Here is a 20,865-nt window from a genome sequence, read left to right on the forward strand (position 1 = left end):
AGTCGCTACCAATCCCAAGCGAACAATTACCGCCACCTATACTCAAATAAACAGGCCTTTGAACACCGGACATACCGTTCGGGGAACACTGTAGGAACCGCGATCTTGAACCTGCGTTCGCTGATCGTCGCCGTGATGGTGGTGTTGGCGGGATGCGCCACGCCTGTGCGTGCCCCGGTGGTGGCGCCGATCGTGGTGGTGTCCGAGAGCACTTGGCGCCAGGTGAATCAGGAGATTGTCGCCGCGTCGCAGTCCGCCACCGAACAGACCAAAATCTACGCCCGCGGCGCCATGGATTACTGGCGAACGCGGGTCTACCAACTGACCGAAGAGAACTTCATTCCCTGGTTCAGCAGTTACTGGACCCAGGAATGGCTGTCCATGAAAGTCAGCTGGTACACCCTCAGCGCCAAGGGCGAGCAGGATGCTTCGGCCAAGCGCCTGGCGGCCTACCTGCTGGAGCAATACCAGGAGCGCGTGCTGGCGCCGGTCGCGGTAGAGATCGATCCCGACGCAATCCTCGGCCTGGCAACCGCCTTCTACGTGGACATTCTTCAGGAAGAGCTGCAGCGAATCTCCCAACGCCACGGCGTACCGATGGCCCAGCTCAATGGCCGCATCCAGAAAATCCCCGCGATTGCACTGGGGCCGCCGCCTGCGCGCGATGCGTCGCTGTATCAGGTCGTGCACACCCAGCCGCTGAATACGTTGCCGGCCTACGCGGCGTTGATCGACAAGATCCACAAGGCAGGCGGCGACAAGGGCGTCGGGTCGACCGACACGGCGATGGCGCCGGTGGCCAAGCGCGCCAGCCAACGGATGGAAGCCGAAATGGCCCCTCGGGGCGCTGCCAGTGCCGTAGCGGCGGCGGCCGGCAAACTCGCCGGGGGCTTGATAACGGTGGGGGTGGCGGGGATCCGCGCGATGATTCAGGCCGCCGACCGGCCGGACAGCGAGGCGCTGATTCGTAGCAGCCTGGGCAATACGTTCGACAAGGCCTGGATGAAACTGGTGCAGAACCCGACCACCGGCGTGATGGCGGGTACGTTTTACATGGCGGCGCAGATCGAGGGCAACCTGGCGGGGAGCGCCGACGTACCGTCGGTCAGTTCGGGCGGCGGCGCTGTCGATTGGAGCCCGATGGAAACGACTACCCAGCAAACCGTTCCATAACCGAAGGAGAAACACCATGTCCTACGTTGATGGCTTCCTCGCTGCCGTGCCCACCGCCAACCGCGAAAAATTCAAGAAACACGCCGAGACCGCCGCGGTCATTTTCAAGGAGTGCGGCGCGCTCAGCGTCACTGAATGCTGGGGCGACGACGTGCCGGACGGCAAGGTGACCTCGTTTCCCATGGCGGTGAAGCTCAAGGAAGACGAAACCGTGGTGTTCAGCTGGATCATCTGGCCAGACAAGGCCACCCGTAACGCTGGCATGGACACACTCATGCACGATCCGCGGATGCAGCCGGACGTCAATCCGATGCCCTTCGATGGCCAGCGCCTGGTCTTTGGTGGTTTTGAAGTGATCGTGAAGGCCTGATCCCGACGAAAGGATCACTCCGGCGACGGGGTGATCCTGCAACTTTTGCGGTTGCGGATCTCGCTGTCCGTCGGCCGCTCCCTGACGAATTCGAAGCGCGGCTCACCTTCGCTATAGTGAACCAGCCAGCCCCATTCCAGCTCGGACTCATCCTGCCCCGGTTTCGGCGGCATTGCCCACCATGGCTCTTTGCTGATGATCTGTCGCATGGCCCCCTCCCGTTGATTCGGTTGGTTCAACTATAACGTGCATGTCAGGAGCTGCCAGGCATGACTGACGAATCCCGTGAACCGTTCAAGCGGCTGTTTTTCGCACTCAATTGCCCGCCGGAGCAACGCAAGGCCATTGCCCAATGGCGCAGCGCCCTTGAGCTGCGCAGTGGGCGTCCGGTGCCGGCGGAGAACTTTCACCTGACGTTGTTGTTTTTGGGGGCTGTCGGCGTCGCGCAGATTGGCGAGATCTGCGCGGCGGCCGCGAAGGTTCACGTGCCAGGTGCTCCGCTGAGGCTGGCGCTGGATCGAATGGACGTCTGGCGCAAGTCAGGGGTGTTGGTGCTGGCGCCTGAGCAGGCACCGCCGGAGTTGTTGCGTCTGGTGTATGCGCTGGAACAGGCAATGTTACCGTTCGGGTTTGAGGAGGCGTCGAAGGCGTTTCGGCCGCACCTGACGTTGATGCGTGATTATCGAATGCCGGTGCCTGAGTCCGCGACGTCGCCTGAATTCTTTATGCGGGCTGATCGCTTTGTCCTGTTTGAATCCCGCAAAGGACGGTATCGGGCGCTGGCCGAATGGCCGCTGGTCCCCGCATAAAAAAAGGCGCCCGAGGAGGGCGCCTAAATTCACCTTAACCGAGGAAGCCAGGTGAGGCCGTTCTGCTGCAGGGAGCGTGCAGCGGTGGTAAGGCGCTGCGTGAACGGAAACTTTGACAGTGATCGTTCCCACGTTNAGCGTGGGAACGATCATTGAGCGACTATTTCCCGAGTTTCACCCGCGTCCAGCCCCGGGTCATCACGCGCTGAACGCCGATCGGCATATCCGGAATCGCATACAGCGTCGCCATGACCGCTTGTGGCGGATACGACCCCGGATCGTCCCGGATCGCCTCATCCACCAGCGGCGTGGCCGCCGCATTGGCGTTGCTGTAACCGATGTTGTTGGTGATCTCGGCGATGATGTCCGGGCGCATCAGGAAGTTCATGAACAGGTAGGCGTTCTCCACGTTCGCCGCGTCCTTGGGGATCGCGACCATGTCGTAGAAGCTGCCGGCCCCTTCTTTGGGAATGCTGTAATCGATCTTCACTTTGTCGCCCGCTTCCTGAGCGCGCGCCTTGGCTTGCAGCACGTCCCCGGAGTAACCGACCGCGACGCAGATGTTGCCGTTGGCCAGGTCGGAGATGTATTTCGACGAATGGAAATACGCCACCGACGGCCGAATTTTCATGAACAGCGCTTCGGCTTCGGCGATCTGAGCCTTGTCCTGGGAGTTCACCGGATAACCCAGGTAGTGCAGGGCCGCCGGGAGCATCTCGGTAGGCGAGTCGAGGAAGCTGATGCCGCACGCTTTCAGTTTTTCCGCGTTTTCCGGTTTGAACAGCAAGTCCCAGGAGTTGGTCGGTGCATTGGCGCCGAGCACTTCCTTGACCTTGGCCGGGTTGAAGCCGATGCCGATCGAGCCCCACATGTACGGGAAGGCGTGGCCATTATCCGGGTCGCTCGCGGAGGCGTTTTTCAGCAGCACCGGGTTGAGGTTTTTCCAGTTCGACAGCTTCGACTTGTCCAGTTCCTGATAGACACCGGCCTTGATCTGCTTGGCCAGGAAACTGTTGGACGGCACCACGATGTCGTAGCCGGACTTGCCGGCGAGCAGCCGTGCCTCAAGGGTTTCATTGCTGTCGAACACATCGTAAGTCACGCGGATGCCGGTCTCGTCTTCGAACTTCTTGACCGTGTCCGGGGCGATGTAATCCGACCAGTTATAGACGCGCAGAACCTTGTCATTGGCCTGGGCGCCGGCAGCCATTGCGCCCACTAAGGACAGTGTCAGCAGAGTCCTGCCAAACATTTTCATCGGTACAACTCCATTCTTTTTATTCAGTGACACAAAGCAAAAATGCGGTAAATACAAAACCTGTGGGGCAACACACAACCTGTGGCGAGGGAGCAAGCTCCCTCGCCACCGTTAACTCATCAACCTAAACCGTGGCTTCCACCATGTGGGGCAACACACAACCTGTGGCGAGGGAGCAAGCTCCCTCGCCACCGTTAACTCATCAACCTAAACCGTGGCTTCCACCATTCGCTTTTCAGGTTGCTGCCACGATTCGCTCGCGGTCTGGTCCATCGCTTCCTGGATCGCACGTTTGCGGGTGGCTTCGGCACGGCGGCTGAAGTACCAGACCATGAAGGTCACGATCGAAACGGCCAACAGAATCAGACTCGCCACGGCATTGATCTCAGGTTTCACCCCCAGACGCACCGCCGAGAACACTTCCATTGGCAAGGTCGTCGAACCGGGCCCCGAGACAAAACTCGCCAACACCAGGTCATCCAGCGACAGGGCAAACGACATCATGCCGCCGGCCGCCAGTGACGGCGCGATCATCGGAATGGTGATCAGGAAAAACACCTTGAACGGCTTCGCCCCAAGGTCCATCGCCGCTTCTTCGATGGACAAATCCAGCTCACGCAGACGCGCCGAGACCACCACCGCGACATACGCCGCACAGAACGTGGTGTGGGCGATCCAGATGGTGACAATGCCGCGCTCCATCGGCCAGCCGATCAACTGCGCCATCGCCACGAACAGCAGCAACAGCGACAGACCGGTGATGACTTCCGGCATCACCAGCGGCGCAGTCACCAGACCGCCAAACAAGGTGCGACCCTTGAAGCGCGTCACGCGAGTCAGCACGAATGCCGCCAACGTCCCCAACGCCACCGCCGCAATCGCCGTGTAGCAGGCGATTTCCAGCGAGCGCACCACCGAACCCATCAGTTGCGTGTTGTCGAGCAGACCGGCGTACCACTTGAACGACCAGCCACCCCAGACCGTCACCAGTTTGGAAGCGTTGAACGAGTAGATCACCAGAATCAACATCGGCAGGTAGATAAACGACAGGCCGAAAATCAGCATGAACTTTGAAAATCCGAAGCGTTTCATCCCCGTGCCTCCATCTCTTTGGCCTGACTGCGGTTGAACAGCAGAATCGGCACAATCAGGATCAACAGCATCACTACCGCCAGGGCAGATGCCACTGGCCAGTCGCGGTTATTGAAGAACTCTTGCCACAGCACGCGACCGATCATCAGCGTCTCAGGGCCGCCCAGCAGCTCCGGAATCACGAACTCACCGACCACCGGAATGAACACCAGCATGCAGCCTGCGATGATCCCGTTCTTGGCTAGCGGCACGGTGATTTTCCAGAAGTTGTTGAAGTTGCTCGAACCCAGATCCGACGCCGCTTCCAACAGGCTTTGATCGTGCTTGACGAGGTTGGCGTACAGCGGCAGCACCATGAACGGCAAGTAGGCGTAAACCACGCCGATGTACACGGCCGTGTTGGTGTTGAGGATCTCGATCGGGTGATCCGTCAGCCCGGTCCACATCAAAAAACCGTTGAGCAAACCGTTGTTGCTGAGAATGCCCATCCACGCGTAGACGCGGATCAGGATCGCGGTCCAGGTCGGCATCATGATCAGCAGCAGCAAAACGTTTTGCGTTTCCTTGCTGGCCTTGGTGATGGCGTAGGCCATCGGAAAACCGATCACCAGGCACATCAACGTGCTTAAAAACGCGACCTTCAACGAGCCGAAGTAGGCCGAGATGTACAGCTCATCCTGAGTCAGCAACGAGTAGTTGCCGAGGTTCAGCAGCAGCTGGAATTTCTGCTCGGCGAAGGTGTAGATCTCGGAGTAAGGAGGAATGGACAGTGCCGCTTCCGAGAAGCTGATCTTCATCACCAGGAAGAACGGCAGCATGAAGAACAGGAACAGCCACAGGAAAGGAATCCCGATGACGAGCTTTCGACCACTCGGCATCAGCCGCATGAACTGCTGATTGAGTGTTTTCATGAGCGCAGTACCACGCCGCTGTCGTCTTCCCACCACACGTAGACCTTGTCGTCCCAGGTCGGCCGCGCGCCACGGCGTTCGGCGTTGGCCATGAACGACTGCACAACTTTGCCGCCAGGCAATTCCACGTAAAACACCGAGTGACCGCCGAGGTAGGCGATGTCATGCACCTTGCCTTCGGACCAGTTGTAGCGGGTGTCCGGCTTGAGGGTGCTGACCAGCATTTTTTCCGGGCGGATCGCGTAGGTGATCGACTTGTCCTGCACCGAGGTGCTGACGCCGTGACCGACGTAAATCTTCTGTTCCAGGTCCGGGCTGTGAATGATCGCGTGACCCTCAAGGTCTTCCACCACCGTGCCTTCGAAGGCGTTCACGTTGCCGATGAACTCGCAGACCATGCGGCTGACCGGTGCTTCATAAATGTCGACCGGGCTGCCGATCTGCGCGATCCAGCCCAAGTGCATGATCGCGATGCGCTCGGCCATGGTCATGGCCTCTTCCTGGTCGTGGGTCACCATCACGCAGGTCACGCCGACCCGCTCGATGATTTCAACCAGCTCCAGTTGCATCTGCGAACGCAGCTTTTTATCCAGTGCGCCCATCGGTTCGTCGAGCAGCAACAGCTTCGGACGTTTGGCCAGGGAGCGGGCGAGGGCCACGCGCTGACGCTGACCGCCGGACAATTGGTGGGGTTTGCGTTTGGCGTACTGGGTCATGTGCACCAGGCGCAGCATCTCTTCAACGCGGGCGTCGATTTCGCTGGCGGGCAAACGGTCCTGCTTGAGGCCGAAGGCAATGTTCTGCGCCACAGTCATGTGCGGGAACAAGGCGTATGACTGGAACATCATGTTGATCGGCCGTTCATACGGCGGCATGTCGGTGATGTCGACACCGTCGAGCAGAATCCGTCCCTCGGTCGGGCGCTCGAAGCCTGCGAGCATGCGCAGCAGGGTCGATTTGCCGGAGCCGGAACCACCGAGCAGGGCGAAGATTTCGCCTTGATGGATCTCAAGCGAGACATCATCCACCGCGGTGGTTTCGTCGAATTTCTTGGTGACGCGGTCGACTTTCACCAGCACCTTTTTCGGTGCCTGGTGACCTTCAAGAGCCTTCCTGTAGATGCTGGAGGCGTTTGCCATGTGAAACTCCCAACAGGTTTCAGTCGTCGGGCCAACGCGGCCTGACTTAATAGTTGATTGCAAGCCCGGAGCGGGCTTATTCGGCGCCGCCGTCCTGGCTGCCTGGTAGTACTTGTTGTTAAGGCGGTGTATCAGGTAACGATGATGTCGACTGACACTCCGCCTTCGCGTGCGTCGGGCCAACGCGGCCTGACTTAATAGTTGATTGCAAGCCCGGAGCGGGCTTATTCGGCGCCGCCGTCCTGGCTGCCTGGTAGTACTTGTTGTTATCGCAGTGTGTTGTTGTCGCAAGTCACGGACGCGCAAAGACACGCCCGCCTGACTCGCGGGGGCAGTAAACGGGTTTTGACTCAGCGGGTTTTACGCAACGCGGCCCGTCGCCGGCACGCATCACCGAACGCCTGGAAAATGCTCAAGTAGGGCGGGTTCGACAGGACCTGCCATTCCGGGTGCCATTGCACACCGACGGCAAACGCCTGGCTGTGCTCCACCGAAATCGCCTCGATCAAACCGTCCGGCGCAACCGCTTCCGAGCGCAAGCCCGGAGCCAGTCGATCAATGCCCTGACTGTGAATCGAATTGACCCTGAACTCGGTCGGCAACTCCAGCGCTTCGAACACGCCACCCGGTTGCACCGTCACCGCATGCGCCGGGGCGTATTGCACCGCCAGCTCTGGGCTGTCCGCTTCGCGGTGATCCATCATGCCCGGCACTTCATGAACCTTCTGGTGCAGGCTGCCACCCAACGCCACGTTCATTTCCTGGAACCCACGGCAGATGCCCAGCACCGGCACGCCCGCCGCAATGGCTGCACGCAATAAAGGAAGGGTGGTGGCGTCCCGCGCCGGATCGTGATCCGTGCCGGGGGCACTGGCCGGGCCTTGATAGTGGAAGGGTTCCACATTCGAGGGCGAGCCGGTCAGCAGCAGACCGTCGAGATGCGCGAGCACATCCTCGATTTCAGTCAGTTCGCCTAGGGATGGAATGACCACCGGCAGCCCCAAAGCCGCGACGCTGACAGCACGCAAGTACTTGTCGCCGCTGATGTGGTAGGGGTGCAGGCCAATCTGTTTGACGCACGCTGTAACGCCGATCAATGGCTTGAATGCCATTTTTATCACCTCGAAGTTTCACACTTGAACGAGCTTTTCCGGAGCTTAGCCTTGTTGATTTTAATTAACAACTCTCATGTAAAAAATTCTAAACGCCGATCGTCCGATCCTCATGATTTACGCGGTGCCAAAGACTGATCTGGCACTCTCGTCCCCCAAAAAGGCCCGAAAATAAAGGTTGAAAGGCCAAGTGTTCGCTATTGACTTCACTTTGCCTTTCGGATTGACTGGGCTCGCAACAAGGTAGTGAACATAATAATTAACAGCTAAATAGGTGCAAAATGTCGGTCCCTCTGCGTACCGTTCAACTCAACGAAGCAAACGCATTCCTTAAGAAATATCCTGAGGTTTTGTACGTCGACCTTCTGATTGCGGATATGAACGGTGTGGTGCGCGGCAAGCGCATCGAACGCACCAGTCTTCATAAGGTTTACGAAAAAGGCATCAACCTCCCCGCGTCTCTGTTTGCTCTGGACATCAATGGTTCTACGGTGGAAAGCACCGGCCTGGGTCTGGACATCGGCGACTCGGATCGAATCTGCTATCCCATCCCTGACACCCTGAGCATTGAGCCGTGGCAGAAGCGCCCAACCGCGCAATTGCTGATGACCATGCACGAACTCGAAGGTCAGCCGTTCTTCGCTGACCCGCGAGAAGTGCTGGCCAATGTGGTTCGCAAGTTCGACGACATGGGCCTGACCATCTGCGCGGCGTTCGAACTGGAGTTCTACCTGATCGACCAGGACAACGTGAACGGTCGTCCGCAGTCGCCGCGTTCGCCGGTCTCGGGCAAGCGTCCGGTGTCGACCCAGGTGTACCTGATCGACGACCTCGACGAATACGTCGACTGCCTGCAAGACATCCTCGAAGGCGCGAAAGAGCAGGGCATTCCTGCCGACGCCATCGTCAAGGAAAGCGCCCCGGCGCAGTTCGAAGTGAACCTGCATCACGTCAATGACCCTATAAAGGCCTGCGACTACGCGGTGTTGCTCAAGCGTCTGGTGAAGAACATCGCCTACGACCACGAGATGGACACCACGTTTATGGCCAAGCCGTATCCGGGCCAGGCCGGCAACGGTTTGCACGTGCACATTTCGATTCTCGACAAAGAAGGCAACAACATCTTTGCCAGCGAGGATCCCGAGCAGAACGCCGCGCTGCGACACGCGATCGGCGGTGTGCTCGAGACCCTGCCGGCGCAGATGGCCTTCCTGTGCCCGAACGTCAACTCGTACCGCCGTTTCGGCGCGCAGTTCTACGTGCCGAACTCGCCTAGCTGGGGCATCGACAACCGTACCGTTGCCGTGCGAGTGCCGACCGGTTCCGCCGATTCGGTGCGCATTGAACACCGCGTGGCGGGCGCCGATGCCAACCCGTATCTGTTGATGGCGTCGGTGCTGGCCGGTATTCACCACGGCCTGACCAACCAGATCGAACCGGGCGCCCCGGTGGAAGGCAACAGCTACGAGCAGAACGAGCAGAGCCTGCCGAACAACCTGCGCGATGCATTGCGCGAATTGGACGACAGCGAAGTCATGGCCCGTTACATCGACCCGCTGTACATCGACGTGTTCGTGGCGTGCAAGGAAAGCGAGCTGGCCGAGTTCGAGAATTCCATCTCGGACCTTGAGTACAACTGGTATCTGCACACCGTTTGATGGGCGAAAACCCGTCAGTAAAGGGGAGGAGGTGAACACAAAGCCTGTGTGCACCGCCAAACCCTGTGGGAGCGGGCTTGCCCGCGATGGCGTCATCACCGATGGCGCCTGACGCACCGCTATCGCGGGCAAGCCCGCTCCCACAGCGGGCTGCGGTGTTCTGATCCTTTGCTGACTGGCAATCAATTCAACGACTACTTATTCCTCTGCGTCGAGTCACAACCATGACAAACACTCGCAGCGACTGGGAACAACGCTTCCAGTCCCTCACTATCGAAGGCCGCGCCTTCATCGACGGCCAATACCGCCCGGCACTCAGCGGCGACAGCTTTGAATGCATCAGCCCGGTCGACGGCCGCTTCCTGGCCAATGTCGCCAGCACCGACGAAGCCGACGCCAACGCGGCAGTCGCCGTCGCGCGCCAAACTTTTGAGTCCGGCATCTGGGCGAAAAAAGCCCCGGCCGAGCGCAAGCGCATCCTGATCCGCTTCGCCGATCTGATCCTGGCCAACCAGGAAGAGCTCGCCCTGCTCGAAACCCTCGACATGGGCAAGCCGATCAACGATTCGATGAACATCGACATCCCGGCGACCGCCAACGCGATCCGCTGGAGCGCCGAAGCCATCGACAAGATCTACGATGAAGTCGCCGCCACGCCGCACGATCAACTCGGCCTCATCACCCGCGAACCTGCGGGCGTGGTCGCCGCCATCGTGCCGTGGAACTTCCCGCTGATCATGGCCAGCTGGAAGTTCGCCCCGGCACTCGCGGCCGGCAACTCGTTCATCCTCAAGCCTTCGGAAAAGTCGCCACTGACCGCCATCCGCATCGCCCAGTTGGCACTGGACGCCGGCATCCCGAAAGGCGTGTTCAACGTCCTGCCGGGTTACGGTCACACCGTCGGCAAGGCGCTGGCATTGCACATGGACGTCGACGTGCTGGCCTTTACCGGCTCGACCGCGATTGCCAAGCAACTGATGATCTATTCCGGGCAAAGCAACATGAAACGCGTCTGGCTCGAAGCAGGGGGAAAGAGCCCGAACGTGGTGTTCGCCGACGCGCCGGATTTGCGCGCGGCAGCACAAGCAGCGGCCGGTGCGATTGCCTTTAACCAGGGCGAAGTCTGCACCGCCGGTTCGCGTCTGCTGGTGGAGCGTTCGATCCGCGAGCAGTTCATTCCGCTGTTGGTGGAAGCGCTGCAAGCCTGGAAACCGGGCCACGCACTGGACCCGGAAACCACCGTCGGCGCGGTTGTCGATCAGCGCCAACTGGACAACGTGTTGCGCTACATCCAGGTCGGCAAGGACCAGGGCGCGCAACTGATCGCGGGCGGTAGCCGCACCCTTGAAAGCACCGGCGGCCTGTACGTGGAACCGGCGATTTTCGACGGCGTGACCAACGCTATGACCATCGCCCGCGAAGAAATTTTCGGCCCTGTGCTGTCGCTGATCACCTTCGACACCGCTGAAGAAGCCTTGGCCATCGCCAACGACAGCATCTTCGGACTGGCCGCAGGCGTCTGGACCAGCAACCTGAGCAAGGCCCACACCTTCGCTCGCGGCTTGCGCGCCGGCAGCGTCTGGGTCAACCAGTACGACGGCGGCGACATGACCGCGCCGTTCGGCGGGTACAAGCAATCGGGTAACGGTCGGGACAAATCGCTGCACGCGTTCGACAAATACACCGAACTCAAAGCGACCTGGATCAAGCTCTAACACCTATAAAAAAAGCGACGGTCGCCGGCACTGCCGGTGGCCATCGGAGAAAGCTATGAAACAAGATTCTGTGAAACAAACCCACGTAAACAGCTATTACGCCGCCACCCGCAACTTCACCGGCGATTTCCCGGTCCTGGAACAAGCCGTGGACTGCGACGTCTGCATCATTGGCGCCGGCTACACCGGTCTGTCTTCGGCCCTGTTCCTGTGCGAAGCGGGCTACAGCGTGACCGTGCTCGAAGCCGCCAAAGTCGGTTTTGGCGCCAGCGGTCGCAATGGCGGCCAACTGGTCAACTCCTACAGCCGCGACGTCGATGTCATCGAAGAACGCTACGGCGACAAGACCGCTGAAGTCCTCGGCAGCATGATCTTCGAAGGCGCCGACATCATCCGCCAGCGCATACAGCACTACGACATCCAGTGCGACTACAAGCCGGGCGGCATCTTCGCTGCGCTGAACAAGAAGCAGCTCAAAGGCCTGGCCGAGCAAAAAAGCAGCTGGGAACGTTACGGCAACAAAAACCTTAAAATGCTCGACGCGGCGGACATCAAGCGCGAAGTCGGTTGCGACAACTACGTCGGCGGCCTGCTCGACATGCAGGGCGGTCACATCCACCCGCTGAACCTGGCCCTCGGCGAAGCCTCGGCCATCATCGGCTTGGGCGGGAAAATCTACGAGCAATCGGCAGCGGTGGAAATCACCTACGGCGAACCGATCACCGTGCGCACCGCCAAAGGCGTCGTGCGCGCCAAATACCTGTTGATCGCCGGCAACGCCTACCTGCCGCAAGACCTCGACAACCGGGTCACACGCAAAAGCATGCCGTGCGGCTCGCAAATCGTCGTCACTGAACCGTTGTCGGAAAAGGTTGCGCGCAGCCTGATCAAAAACAACTACTGCGTCGAAGACTGCAATTACTTGCTCGACTACTACCGCCTCACCGCCGACAACCGCCTGCTGTACGGCGGCGGCGTGGTCTACGGTGCCCGCGAACCGGACGACATCGAGCAACTGATCAAGCCGAAAATCCTCAAGACCTTCCCGCAACTCAAGGACGTGAAAATCGACTACCGCTGGACCGGCAACTTCCTGCTGACCATGTCGCGCATGCCGCAATTCGGACGCATCGAGAAAAACGCCTACTACATGCAAGGTTACAGCGGCCACGGCGTCACTTGCTCGCACCTGGCCGGCAAACTGATCTCGGAAATGATCCGCGGCGACGCCGAACGCTTCGACGCGTTCGCCTCGCTCCCGCACATGCCGATGCTCGGCGGCCGCACCTTCCAGGCACCCCTCACCGCCATGGGCGCCGCGTACTATGCGCTGCGTGATCGGTTCGGTATCTAAGCCCCGCGCAGAAACCTGTGGGAGCGAGCCTGCTCGCGATGAGGCCACATCAGCTGCCATTGATGTAGCTGACACACCGCCATCGCGAGCAGGCTCGCTCCCACAGGCACTAGCGGTGCNTNNATTCCCCACCCGACGCAGCCCCCCTGTGGGAGTGCGCCTGCTCGCGATGGCGTAATTTCAGGCGACATCGATGTTGAATGACACACCGTCATCGCGAGCAGGCTCACTCCCACAGGGAGATGGTCGGTGTTGGCGAGGTCTTTGTTCAAAACGCGAAACAGGAAGAGTGAGCCTGCTCGCGATGGCGCCAGATCAGCCAACATCAATGTCGCCTGACACACCGCCATCGCGAGCAGGCTCACTCCTACAGGAGATCTGTGGCGTGCACAAAATGTGTGTACGCCCGGCCCAAACTGTAGGAGTGAGCCTGCTCGCGATGGCGCCAGATCAGCCAACATCAATGTCGCCTGACACACCGCCATCGCGAGCAGGCTCACTCCTACAGGAGATCTGTGGCGCCGCAGTTCAAACTGTGGGAGCGGGCTTGCCCGCGATGAGGCCAAATCAGCCACCATCGATGTTGACTGCCGGACCCCCATCGCAAGACCACTCATACCCACAGTTTCCATCTGTGAACAGGCTGCCATCAGCCCCCAACAACCTTTTCACCCACCCATTCATCGAACCTGCTGAGCAACACCACCAAACGTGATTTAATACCCGCCTTTCACATTTCCGGGACAGGGAAGCGGTACTTTCGCGGCCAAAAGTCGCCCGCCATCCACCCCCATAACCCTTAAGTATTTCTCGCATAAGGCTGTCATGGACACGGGCTCACGACTCAAACTAGTACGCGAAAGCTACAAACTGTCCCAGCGCGAGCTGGCCCGGCGTAGCGGCGTCACCAATGCCACCATCTCCCTGATCGAACAGAATCGGGTCAGTCCCTCCGTCAGCTCCCTCAAAAAACTGCTCGAAGGCATTCCCATGTCTTTGGCGGACTTCTTCACCTTCGACCAGCCGCCGCGTGAGCATCAGTATGTGTTCCGCGCCAATGAACAGCCGGATCTTGGGCGTCATGGGCTGCGATTGCTGCTGATTGGCGCGTCGGTGCCGAGCCGGCAGATGCGCTTGTTGCGCGAGCAATACGCGCCGGGCGCGAGTTCGGGGGAAGAGCCGATTGTGCACTCGGAAGGGGAGGAGTGTGGGTTGGTGACGCGGGGCACGGTTGAGTTGACGGTTGATGGGCAGATCAGTGTGCTCAATGCTGGCGACGGGTATTACTTTCCGACGACGCTGCCTCACAAGTTCCGCAATATTGGCCAGGATGAAGCGGAAATCATCAGCGCCAACACCCCGGCTAACTTCTGATATCAAAACGGACACCCTGTAGCAGCAGCCAGCAGCCAGCAGCCACGCCGAACGGACGCACCTGCCACAGGGTTTAAACAAAGCAAATGGACTTCACCTCATGACCACACTCCGCATCCGAGCCCTCGCACTCTGCCTCTTCCATCACGATGGCAAGATACTGGTCAACGAAGCACTCGACCCCGTTGCTGGAAAGCCCTTCTTGCGCCCGATCGGTGGCGGCATCGAGTTTGGCGAAACCAGCGCCCAAGCCGTACTACGTGAGGTCGACGAAGAGCTGGGTTTATCCATCACCGATGTTCGCCTTCTCGGCACACTCGAAAACATCTTCACTTATGCCGGCACGCCCGGGCACGAAATCGTGCAGGTCTACGATGCGAAATTCGTGGATGCCAGCGTTTATGAGCTGCCCCACCTGGATGCTCAAGAAAGCGATGGTGCTGCCTTTGTTGCGAAGTGGCTGTCGCTCGACAGTATTACTGGCGAAACGCCGCTGGTGCCTGCTGGGCTATACGAGTTGCTGAAGAAAGTCGTAAAAAAAAGGTGACAGATCTATTTCAATAAATAGGTCAGTCACCTTGTCTTAAACGCCTTGATTAGTTCGCGTAGCAGTTAGCTCTGTCCTTGACCTGGCGGTTGCTAGGTCAGCATCGCGATGACCAATCCAGTAAACGCGGAAATCACCTTGCGCTTGCCTTCACTGGGTTTGAACCAATGCATGCTCACGGCGGGCTGCCTTTTTCAGGCCGTCTGGAATCATCAGTCGAAACAGTCGCCAGCGTGGGGGATCAAGGATTACGACGTTTTCTACTTCGATGAGGATTTGTCGTGGGAGGCTGAGAATGAGGTCATTAACTCGGCACAGCGCCTCTTTCAGGATCTCGGAGTTAGCGTAGAAATCAAGAACCAGGCCCGTGTCCATCTTTGGTACAGCCAGAGGTTTGGCGGGTCTTATCCTCGGCTTCAGTCGACCAGCGACGGCATTGATCGTTATCTGATCGCCGGTACGTGTATCGGGCTGGATATTGAAACAGGTGAGCTCTATGCACCCAACGGTCTGGCCGACACGGAGCAGGGGATTCTTCGTATCAACCCCAAAACGCCCCAGCCGGATTTATTTGAACAGAAGGCGAAGAGTTATCAGGCACGCTGGCCTTGGCTTAGGATTCATGGGTACGGCTGACTTAATGTTACCAAGCAAAAACGTTACTTGGAACGCGCGGTTATTACGAGCATTTTCGGTGGAATGTTCTAATTGATTTTAAATTGCATGAGGGGCGTGTAAATGACAGTGAGTATTTCAGAAGTTACCGCTTTATTGAGTCTTTTTGTTGCCTTTGTTGCATATCGAAATAGCGTAGTGTCGTCTCGAGATAACTCAAAAAAAATTGATAAAATTGCAAATGATTATATGGTGTTGACATCAAATATTGCGATTTCAGAGGCGAGTAAAAAATATATATCACTTCTTTCTGAAGTCAATAAAGAGTTCGAGTGCATAGTGGCGAAATTGGCACATCCTGCGCTTAGTGGGAGCGTCAATATAGGAGATGTTTTCGATGAGTTCGATGCGCAAAGGCATTCTCATCCGTACTTGAGGCCCGCATTAAACACAAGCGTGAGAGTAGTGCGCGAGGCCTATGACTACGAGCTGACGTACCAGACAGGTCTTAATCTCGTATCCAGGCTGAGGGCGTTGAAATTTATTAAGGGTGATGTTGTTTTATATGAGTCTGAGAAATCGAAAGCTTCGGTCTTTGCTTTTCTGAAAAAGAAATCCGTGCCACAGGGTCCCGAGGAAATAATTGCCGGGTCGTCAGTTTTTTGGGAATCGCTGGGATCTGTATACAATAGAATTCCAGAGGAAAAAGAGTCCGAGCTTTTCCGTAAAGTATTGCCATGCATTCAGGAGTATATGGCTCTGCACAGTGAGTACAGACCTCGCCTTAAGGTACTCGAAGAAAAGCTAGAGGATGCAATTAAAGAAAACTCACTAGAGATGTTTAATATTCGGGATGTTTCGGGTCTAGGGGAAAAATTCTATAGGGTAAAAGGGGATATCGGTCGGATGAGGGAGTTATATCTTCCGGATTTTTATAGGATTGAGGAGGTGCCTGTTTCTGAGGGTGTTTCATATTCGGAGCGAGCCTGAATACAACGGTTTCATGGGCGTTTCTGTCCTTAGCGCTTTGAGGTGGGCACTCTAATACTACTTGTTGGAAGTGGAATAAATAGATCAGGCCCCTTTTTTCCCTTTTTTCCATGTTGCCCAGTCAGGTGTAGGCTAGCAGTCGGCCACAGAGCACCACGCTGATCCATAACATAATCGAAAATATCGCCTGGATTTTTGCTATTCCAGGCGCCGCGGTGTCGGTGTTCCACCGGTCTACTGAACGGAACACACCAACATGAAAAAGAGCCGCATTGAGGCCCGCAATACCGATCAAGCAAAGCTTCAGGATAAAAACGCCGTTGGATGCGAAGTCGTGTGGATGGGCTGAAAACATCATCAGCCCAGCCGGGACGATCAATAGCAGGGCCGCGACTCCCCATCTCAGGAGGTGGCGAGCCAGTGCCGTCACCGGAAGACCTTTCGACAGCCCGAGAACCCGCAGATCGAACATGACGACCGAGCCGACAAGCACCACGAAGCCAATGATGTGAACCACCTCGACGATCGGATACAGCCATAACTCGCTTCGCATGGCCGACCCGAGTGGCGAGTCACTCGCGTAGTCCAGCCAGCCGTCCAGACTCGATCCACCGCTGGTGCCGGTTGTCTGCATCAGCGTAACTCGGTGGTTTTGTTGTCGACCGTGATGCGTTCTGCGCGCAGTTCATCGGGGTTGTTGCGATTTTGATAGCCCACCACCGTAGCCCGCTTGCCGACACTCAGCATTTCCCTGGAAAGCCCCCGGTTTTCCATGCGCGATGGCGGTGCCAGCACGACGCTCCAGGTCTTGTCGTCGGTCTTCAGGCGAATGAACCCGTGCGGGTGGGAATAACCGGACTCTTCGATCGTTCCGTCCAGCTGCAAGGGTTTGCTCGCGTCGTACTCGCTCCAGCCGTGATGAGCGAACACTGTCGATGCCACCAGTAACGTTGAGAATCCAAGGGACCCAAGCAAGCGCTTCATGATGCGATCTCCTGTTACGGATCATTGATGACCGTCGACCTGTTCTGATCGGGAGCAGGTCAATCCAGAGAGTCTTAAAAATAGTATAGATTCGTGAGGTGGGGAGGCCGGGACGGCGAAGCCGTCCAGCAGTAGCAGGTGAGGTGGGGAGGCCGGGACGGCGAAGCCGTCCAGCAGTAGCAGGTGGAAAGAGGTGACAGATCTATTTAAATAAAGGACCTGTCACCTTTATCACGCGGCTGTCTCTGTGTCGTTCAGCTAAGGTGCCAAGGATTTGCACTGGTTGCGCAGACCGTCGTCCTTGATGTTCTGGCAACCTCCAGAGCCTTGCTGGGCCTTGCAGTAATTGCGCTGGTCATCATCTCGAATGTTTCCACAGTCACTCGTACCTTCTGTTTGCGCTTTGCAGGCATTGCGCATGTCGTCATTCTTGATGTTTTGGCAACCGCCGGAGCCTTGCTTGGCTTTGCAATAGTTGCGCTGGTCATCATCGCGAATGTTTCCACAATCACCCGTACCTTCCGTTTCCGCTTTGCAAGCGTTGCGCTGGTCGTCGTTCTTAATATTCTGACAACCGCCCCGGCCCTCACGCGCCTTGCAATAGTTACGCTGGTCATCGTTGCTGATGTTTTCGCAACTGGCGTAAACGTAGCTGCTGAACATCAGCATCACTGCGAGTATTAGTCTCATTACACACTTCCTTGATTGCCAGGGAGCCGCATGGCGCGGAGTGGCCCAGGATGAATGGGGACTCGGATGAGCCGTGCACTCAGTGATTCAAGGCATTACATTGGCTGCGCAGGTCGCTGTTTATGATACCCGCACAGCTTCCGTTACCTGCTTTGGCATTACAGTAGTAGCGCTGGTCACTGTCATTGATGCCCGCACAACTGCCGTTGCCGGTCTCCGCATTACAAGCATTGCGCAAATCTGAGTTATTGATCCCCGCACAGCTTCCGTTACCTGCTTTGGCATTACAGTAGTAGCGCTGGTCACTGTCGCTGATGGCGGCACAACTGCCGCTGAAGTTGCCGCTGCCGCTGCCGNTGCCATTGCCATTGCCATTGCCATTGCCATTGCCATTACCTCTGACGTTGACGCTGCCGTTGCCTCTGACGTTGCCGGTCTCTGCATAACAAGCAATGCGCAAACCTGAGTTACGGATACCCGCACAGCTCCCGCCACCTGCTCTAGCATTACAGTAGTAGCGCTGGTCACTGTCACTGATACTGGCACAACTGGCGTGGGCATACCCGCTAAGCATCAAAAGCGCTGCAATAATCAGTCTCATCACACACGTCCATGGTTTTCCAGGAAACAGCCTGGCGCTGGTTGGCCCACTGATTGATGTTGTGGTGCGCCATCATATCGACATCAGCTTGTTAAAAAGTTCCAAGACAGAAAAAGACAGTGTGAGGAGCGAAATATGTAAAAAAGGACGCGTTTATTTTCCCCATCAAAATTGACAACCCCGTTCATCCAAAACACTATCGACCCATGACCTACATTTCCCGCATGAACATGATGTGTTCCTCCATGACCGCCGCTGGCGGGCCGTGAGGTCACGCGTTCATTGGATTGACGTAGGTACCCAAAGCCCCGCCAGAGATGGACGGGGCTTTTTAGTTCTCCGTCCACCGATGGCTCTAGGAGAATGAAATGTTCGAGATTAGACGCGCTCAGCCCCACGATGCCCAAACCGCATTCGATATCCGCCTTCAAGCGATACGGCACCAATGCATCGGTGCCTATACCGCAGAACAGATGCTTGCCTGGACGGCAGGCGCGGCCAACGACGGGTACAGCGACTTGATGGAGAAGCACTTCTACCTGGGCTGTATTCAGGGTGAGCCGGTGGCGACTGGAATGCTTGATCTGAACAACAGCGAAATCGGCGCGATCTTTGTGTTACCCGGTTTCATGGGGGAGGGCATCGGCTTGAAGATGCTCGACCATCTGGAATGCCTGGCGCGGGAGTTGGGCGTGAAAGAAGTTAATCTGGACGCTACGTTAAACGCGGCTGATTTTTACCGGCGCTGCGGTTTCGTGGGTGACGAACCTGCTATTTACCATTCACCTTCAGGGCTTCAGTTGGCATGTGTGCCTATGGCGAAGAGGCTTTAGCCTTGATCGGGGAAGGCGGGCAGGGGTAAATACAGGTCATGAAAAACCCGCAGTGATGCGGGTAATTTGTGGCTGAAATCGGTTGCGGCTTCTACTTGGTTCACTCGATGAACTGTTTGATCATCGCTTCAATGAATCACACTGGTTACGCAGGTCGCTGTTGCTGATATTCGCACAGCTCCCGTTCCCTATTTTGGCATTACAGTAGTTGCGCTGGTCGCTGTCATTGATGTTGGCGCAACTGCCGCTGCCGCTGCCGCTGCCGGTCTCCGCGTTGCAGGCATTGCGCAAATCCGAGTTGTTGATATTCGCACAGCCCCCATTGCCTATTTTGGCATTACAGTAGTTGCGCTGGTCACTGTCATTGATGTTGGCGCAACTGCCGCTGCCGCTGCCGCTGCCGCTGCCGGTCTCCGCGTTGCAGGCATTGCGCAAATCCGAGTTGTTGATACTCGCACAACTCCCGTTACCTGATTTGGCATTACAGTAGTTGCGCTGGTCACTGTCGCTGATGTTGGCACAACCCGCGTAGGCATACCCGCTAAGCATCAAAAACACAGCAAGGATCAGTCTCATCACATACGTCCATGGTTTTATCAGGAATCAGCCTGACTCTGGTAGCCCCACTGACAAGATGTCGTGGTGCGCCATCATATCGACATCATTTTGTAGTAAAGTTCCAGGCAGAAAAGGCAAGAAAAAGGTGACAGGAAAAGGTGATAGAACTATTTGAATAAATAGACCTGTCGCCATTTTTCAATAATGGAGAGGCAAGGATGACTGGACAGGTTTTAAAATCGAAGTTGGTGAATTTTCTGGTCGCCGATGCCGAAGTGAATTACGACAACATGGACGATTTGTATTCCATAGCCGAGGCAGGGGATGTGGACGCGTTGGGCGATGTGCTGGAGGCCTTCAAGGAAGCATACGGAGGACTTTGGGTTGGCGGGAAGATGGAGCTGACGCAAAAAATGGTTCGTTTGAGTGCCAATGCCATGAACCGCCTCGTTCAGGACGGGACGCTGGATATTGAGCTCCCACTGGCATTCATCCGAAAGGTCACTGTTGAAGGCGGGTTCATGACGAAGATCATCCGTCTGGATACCGGTGCTGGCAGCGTTAAATTCCGGTGTTTTGGTGCGAAGGATGTCGCCGCGTTGATAGAGACGACAATCCTTTCGTCAACTCGACAGGCCTGAACAAAACAAAAAACCCGCAACTCAGTGCGGGTTTTTTACGACTCAACTTTGATCACTGACGCTTGGGTGCATCAAACCCTCGCTGCTCAATCACCCGAAACACATCGCTCACATCCTGGACCATGATCCGGGCGATGTTGGTGACGGTGTTGATGTCGTGTTCGGCGTAGTCGGGGAGGCTGGAGCAGGCCATCAGGTTGAGGTGTTCAAGGGCGGCGTTGAGGCGTTCGCTGAGGCAGGCGTGGAGNTCGCGCAGTGGGGCGTCGCTGTCGATGAGCAGGACGGGGTANTCGGTGGCGAGTTGGGACATGGGGGTGAAGCGGCGGGGCGGTTGTTGATNTGTCATGGTGTAAATCCTAATAAAAAAGAAGAATTACCACCGTTTGCTGCGAAACAAATTGGGTGGCAGCTGTACGCGGGTTCGCAGACCGGAGGANTTAC

At 57.2% G+C, this 20,865-nt stretch carries 23 protein-coding genes; 12 read left to right on the forward strand and 11 right to left on the reverse strand.

Features of this window, described 5'->3' with window-relative positions; genetic code table 11:
• Window positions 1-105 precede the first annotated feature (105 nt).
• Both B7L09_RS29905 and B7L09_RS29910 read left to right on the forward strand, forming a co-directional pair.
• Complete coding sequence (locus tag B7L09_RS29905) at window positions 106-1,173, forward strand: hypothetical protein (RefSeq protein ID WP_094471835.1); 1,068 nt, start codon at window positions 106-108, stop codon at window positions 1,171-1,173.
• 16 nt (window positions 1,174-1,189) lie between these two features.
• Window positions 1,190-1,543 carry a DUF1428 domain-containing protein gene (locus tag B7L09_RS29910; protein WP_094471836.1) on the forward strand — a complete coding sequence of 118 codons (354 nt, stop codon included), beginning with the start codon at window positions 1,190-1,192 and terminating at the stop codon, window positions 1,541-1,543.
• 14 nt (window positions 1,544-1,557) lie between these two features.
• On the opposite strand, the gene B7L09_RS29915 is transcribed toward B7L09_RS29910, so the two are convergent.
• Window positions 1,558-1,752, reverse strand: a complete 195-nt coding sequence (locus tag B7L09_RS29915; protein ID WP_010455448.1) for a hypothetical protein — start codon at window positions 1,750-1,752, stop codon at window positions 1,558-1,560.
• Between the two features lie 60 nt (window positions 1,753-1,812).
• On the opposite strand from B7L09_RS29915, the gene thpR reads away from it, so the two are divergent.
• Window positions 1,813-2,352 (forward strand): RNA 2',3'-cyclic phosphodiesterase, encoded by a 540-nt coding sequence (thpR, locus tag B7L09_RS29920; RefSeq protein ID WP_094471837.1) that lies wholly within the window; start codon window positions 1,813-1,815, stop codon window positions 2,350-2,352.
• Window positions 2,353-2,512: 160 nt separating this feature from the next.
• Here thpR and B7L09_RS29925 read toward each other — a convergent pair whose 3' ends face one another.
• The 5 genes from B7L09_RS29925 to B7L09_RS29945 form a co-directional block, all read right to left on the reverse strand.
• Entirely contained in the window at window positions 2,513-3,610 is a 1,098-nt protein-coding gene (locus tag B7L09_RS29925) for a polyamine ABC transporter substrate-binding protein (RefSeq protein ID WP_094471838.1), read from the reverse strand.
• 207 nt (window positions 3,611-3,817) lie between these two features.
• Window positions 3,818-4,702 carry an ABC transporter permease subunit gene (locus B7L09_RS29930; protein ID WP_010455442.1) on the reverse strand — a complete coding sequence of 295 codons (885 nt, stop codon included), beginning with the start codon at window positions 4,700-4,702 and terminating at the stop codon, window positions 3,818-3,820.
• Window positions 4,699-5,580 (reverse strand): ABC transporter permease subunit, encoded by an 882-nt coding sequence (locus B7L09_RS29935; protein ID WP_176457795.1) that lies wholly within the window; start codon window positions 5,578-5,580, stop codon window positions 4,699-4,701. Before B7L09_RS29935 ends, B7L09_RS29930 begins: the two co-directional genes overlap by 4 nt.
• Window positions 5,581-5,609: 29 nt before the next feature.
• The gene (gene potA / locus B7L09_RS29940) at window positions 5,610-6,752 is read right to left on the reverse strand and encodes a polyamine ABC transporter ATP-binding protein (RefSeq protein ID WP_077749122.1); all 1,143 of its coding nucleotides are present in this window, start codon (window positions 6,750-6,752) and stop codon (window positions 5,610-5,612) included.
• Window positions 6,753-7,102: 350 nt separating this feature from the next.
• Window positions 7,103-7,864, reverse strand: coding sequence for a gamma-glutamyl-gamma-aminobutyrate hydrolase family protein (locus tag B7L09_RS29945; protein WP_094471840.1), 762 nt, complete (start codon window positions 7,862-7,864; stop codon window positions 7,103-7,105).
• 281 nt (window positions 7,865-8,145) lie between these two features.
• Between B7L09_RS29945 and B7L09_RS29950 the strand changes: the two genes are divergently transcribed.
• The 7 genes from B7L09_RS29950 to B7L09_RS29985 all read left to right on the forward strand — a co-directional run bounded on the left by B7L09_RS29950 (window position 8,146) and on the right by B7L09_RS29985 (window position 16,117).
• Window positions 8,146-9,522, forward strand: coding sequence for a glutamine synthetase family protein (locus B7L09_RS29950; protein ID WP_094471841.1), 1,377 nt, complete (start codon window positions 8,146-8,148; stop codon window positions 9,520-9,522).
• Window positions 9,523-9,746: 224 nt separating this feature from the next.
• A complete protein-coding gene (locus tag B7L09_RS29955) occupies window positions 9,747-11,237 on the forward strand; it encodes an aldehyde dehydrogenase (protein WP_094471842.1) in 1,491 nt (496 codons plus the stop codon).
• A 70-nt stretch (window positions 11,238-11,307) separates the two neighbouring features.
• A complete protein-coding gene (locus B7L09_RS29960; protein WP_094471854.1) occupies window positions 11,308-12,591 on the forward strand; it encodes an NAD(P)/FAD-dependent oxidoreductase in 1,284 nt (427 codons plus the stop codon).
• Between the two features lie 825 nt (window positions 12,592-13,416).
• Window positions 13,417-13,965 (forward strand): cupin domain-containing protein, encoded by a 549-nt coding sequence (locus B7L09_RS29970; protein WP_007946335.1) that lies wholly within the window; start codon window positions 13,417-13,419, stop codon window positions 13,963-13,965.
• Window positions 13,966-14,065: 100 nt separating this feature from the next.
• Window positions 14,066-14,512, forward strand: coding sequence for an NUDIX hydrolase (locus B7L09_RS29975; RefSeq protein WP_094471844.1), 447 nt, complete (start codon window positions 14,066-14,068; stop codon window positions 14,510-14,512).
• A gap of 108 nt (window positions 14,513-14,620) precedes the next feature.
• On the forward strand, window positions 14,621-15,148 hold the full coding sequence (locus B7L09_RS29980; protein ID WP_094471845.1) for a nucleotidyltransferase family protein: 528 nt from the start codon (window positions 14,621-14,623) through the stop codon (window positions 15,146-15,148).
• 102 nt (window positions 15,149-15,250) lie between these two features.
• Entirely contained in the window at window positions 15,251-16,117 is an 867-nt protein-coding gene (locus B7L09_RS29985; protein WP_141213521.1) for a hypothetical protein, read from the forward strand.
• Between the two features lie 121 nt (window positions 16,118-16,238).
• Here B7L09_RS29985 and B7L09_RS29990 read toward each other — a convergent pair whose 3' ends face one another.
• The 3 genes from B7L09_RS29990 to B7L09_RS30000 form a co-directional block, all read right to left on the reverse strand.
• A complete protein-coding gene (locus B7L09_RS29990) occupies window positions 16,239-16,751 on the reverse strand; it encodes a DUF6644 family protein (protein WP_094471847.1) in 513 nt (170 codons plus the stop codon).
• Window positions 16,751-17,101, reverse strand: a complete 351-nt coding sequence (locus B7L09_RS29995) for a DUF6152 family protein (RefSeq protein WP_094471848.1) — start codon at window positions 17,099-17,101, stop codon at window positions 16,751-16,753. The genes B7L09_RS29990 and B7L09_RS29995 overlap by 1 nt, the downstream gene beginning before the upstream one ends.
• 258 nt (window positions 17,102-17,359) lie before the next feature.
• Window positions 17,360-17,791: a hypothetical protein gene (locus B7L09_RS30000; protein WP_176457793.1), complete on the reverse strand. Its 432-nt coding sequence runs from the start codon at window positions 17,789-17,791 to the stop codon at window positions 17,360-17,362.
• 969 nt (window positions 17,792-18,760) lie between these two features.
• Here B7L09_RS30000 and B7L09_RS30005 point away from each other — a divergent pair.
• Entirely contained in the window at window positions 18,761-19,225 is a 465-nt protein-coding gene (locus tag B7L09_RS30005) for a GNAT family N-acetyltransferase (RefSeq protein WP_094471850.1), read from the forward strand.
• 120 nt (window positions 19,226-19,345) lie between these two features.
• Here B7L09_RS30005 and B7L09_RS30010 read toward each other — a convergent pair whose 3' ends face one another.
• Window positions 19,346-19,801: a hypothetical protein gene (locus B7L09_RS30010; protein WP_094471851.1), complete on the reverse strand. Its 456-nt coding sequence runs from the start codon at window positions 19,799-19,801 to the stop codon at window positions 19,346-19,348.
• 200 nt (window positions 19,802-20,001) lie between these two features.
• Between B7L09_RS30010 and B7L09_RS30015 the strand changes: the two genes are divergently transcribed.
• Entirely contained in the window at window positions 20,002-20,424 is a 423-nt protein-coding gene (locus tag B7L09_RS30015) for a hypothetical protein (RefSeq protein ID WP_094471852.1), read from the forward strand.
• 52 nt (window positions 20,425-20,476) lie between these two features.
• Here B7L09_RS30015 and B7L09_RS30020 read toward each other — a convergent pair whose 3' ends face one another.
• A complete protein-coding gene (locus B7L09_RS30020) occupies window positions 20,477-20,770 on the reverse strand; it encodes a fructose-bisphosphate aldolase (protein ID WP_094471853.1) in 294 nt (97 codons plus the stop codon).
• Window positions 20,771-20,865 lie beyond the last annotated feature (95 nt).

The organism is Pseudomonas mandelii (genome assembly GCF_002251635.1).
GTDB lineage: Bacteria > Pseudomonadota > Gammaproteobacteria > Pseudomonadales > Pseudomonadaceae > Aquipseudomonas > Aquipseudomonas mandelii_B.

What these genes read in the sequence shown, in the direction of transcription:
- B7L09_RS29990 (WP_094471847.1), bottom strand. Translation starts at nt 16,751, where the DNA reads ATGCAGACAACCGGCACCAGCGGTGGATCGAGTCTGGACGGCTGGCTG.
- B7L09_RS29935 (WP_176457795.1), bottom strand. Translation starts at nt 5,580, where the DNA reads ATGCCGAGTGGTCGAAAGCTCGTCATCGGGATTCCTTTCCTGTGGCTG.
- B7L09_RS29930 (WP_010455442.1), bottom strand. Translation starts at nt 4,702, where the DNA reads ATGAAACGCTTCGGATTTTCAAAGTTCATGCTGATTTTCGGCCTGTCG.
- B7L09_RS29985 (WP_141213521.1), top strand. Translation starts at nt 15,251, where the DNA reads ATGACAGTGAGTATTTCAGAAGTTACCGCTTTATTGAGTCTTTTTGTT.
- B7L09_RS30000 (WP_176457793.1), bottom strand. Translation starts at nt 17,791, where the DNA reads ATGAGACTAATACTCGCAGTGATGCTGATGTTCAGCAGCTACGTTTAC.
- B7L09_RS29970 (WP_007946335.1), top strand. Translation starts at nt 13,417, where the DNA reads ATGGACACGGGCTCACGACTCAAACTAGTACGCGAAAGCTACAAACTG.
- B7L09_RS29955 (WP_094471842.1), top strand. Translation starts at nt 9,747, where the DNA reads ATGACAAACACTCGCAGCGACTGGGAACAACGCTTCCAGTCCCTCACT.
- B7L09_RS30005 (WP_094471850.1), top strand. Translation starts at nt 18,761, where the DNA reads ATGTTCGAGATTAGACGCGCTCAGCCCCACGATGCCCAAACCGCATTC.
- B7L09_RS29995 (WP_094471848.1), bottom strand. Translation starts at nt 17,101, where the DNA reads ATGAAGCGCTTGCTTGGGTCCCTTGGATTCTCAACGTTACTGGTGGCA.
- B7L09_RS30015 (WP_094471852.1), top strand. Translation starts at nt 20,002, where the DNA reads ATGACTGGACAGGTTTTAAAATCGAAGTTGGTGAATTTTCTGGTCGCC.
- B7L09_RS29915 (WP_010455448.1), bottom strand. Translation starts at nt 1,752, where the DNA reads ATGCGACAGATCATCAGCAAAGAGCCATGGTGGGCAATGCCGCCGAAA.
- potA (WP_077749122.1), bottom strand. Translation starts at nt 6,752, where the DNA reads ATGGCAAACGCCTCCAGCATCTACAGGAAGGCTCTTGAAGGTCACCAG.
- B7L09_RS29910 (WP_094471836.1), top strand. Translation starts at nt 1,190, where the DNA reads ATGTCCTACGTTGATGGCTTCCTCGCTGCCGTGCCCACCGCCAACCGC.
- B7L09_RS29925 (WP_094471838.1), bottom strand. Translation starts at nt 3,610, where the DNA reads ATGAAAATGTTTGGCAGGACTCTGCTGACACTGTCCTTAGTGGGCGCA.
- thpR (WP_094471837.1), top strand. Translation starts at nt 1,813, where the DNA reads ATGACTGACGAATCCCGTGAACCGTTCAAGCGGCTGTTTTTCGCACTC.
- B7L09_RS30010 (WP_094471851.1), bottom strand. Translation starts at nt 19,801, where the DNA reads ATGAGACTGATCCTTGCTGTGTTTTTGATGCTTAGCGGGTATGCCTAC.
- B7L09_RS29950 (WP_094471841.1), top strand. Translation starts at nt 8,146, where the DNA reads ATGTCGGTCCCTCTGCGTACCGTTCAACTCAACGAAGCAAACGCATTC.
- B7L09_RS29980 (WP_094471845.1), top strand. Translation starts at nt 14,621, where the DNA reads ATGACCAATCCAGTAAACGCGGAAATCACCTTGCGCTTGCCTTCACTG.
- B7L09_RS29945 (WP_094471840.1), bottom strand. Translation starts at nt 7,864, where the DNA reads ATGGCATTCAAGCCATTGATCGGCGTTACAGCGTGCGTCAAACAGATT.
- B7L09_RS29975 (WP_094471844.1), top strand. Translation starts at nt 14,066, where the DNA reads ATGACCACACTCCGCATCCGAGCCCTCGCACTCTGCCTCTTCCATCAC.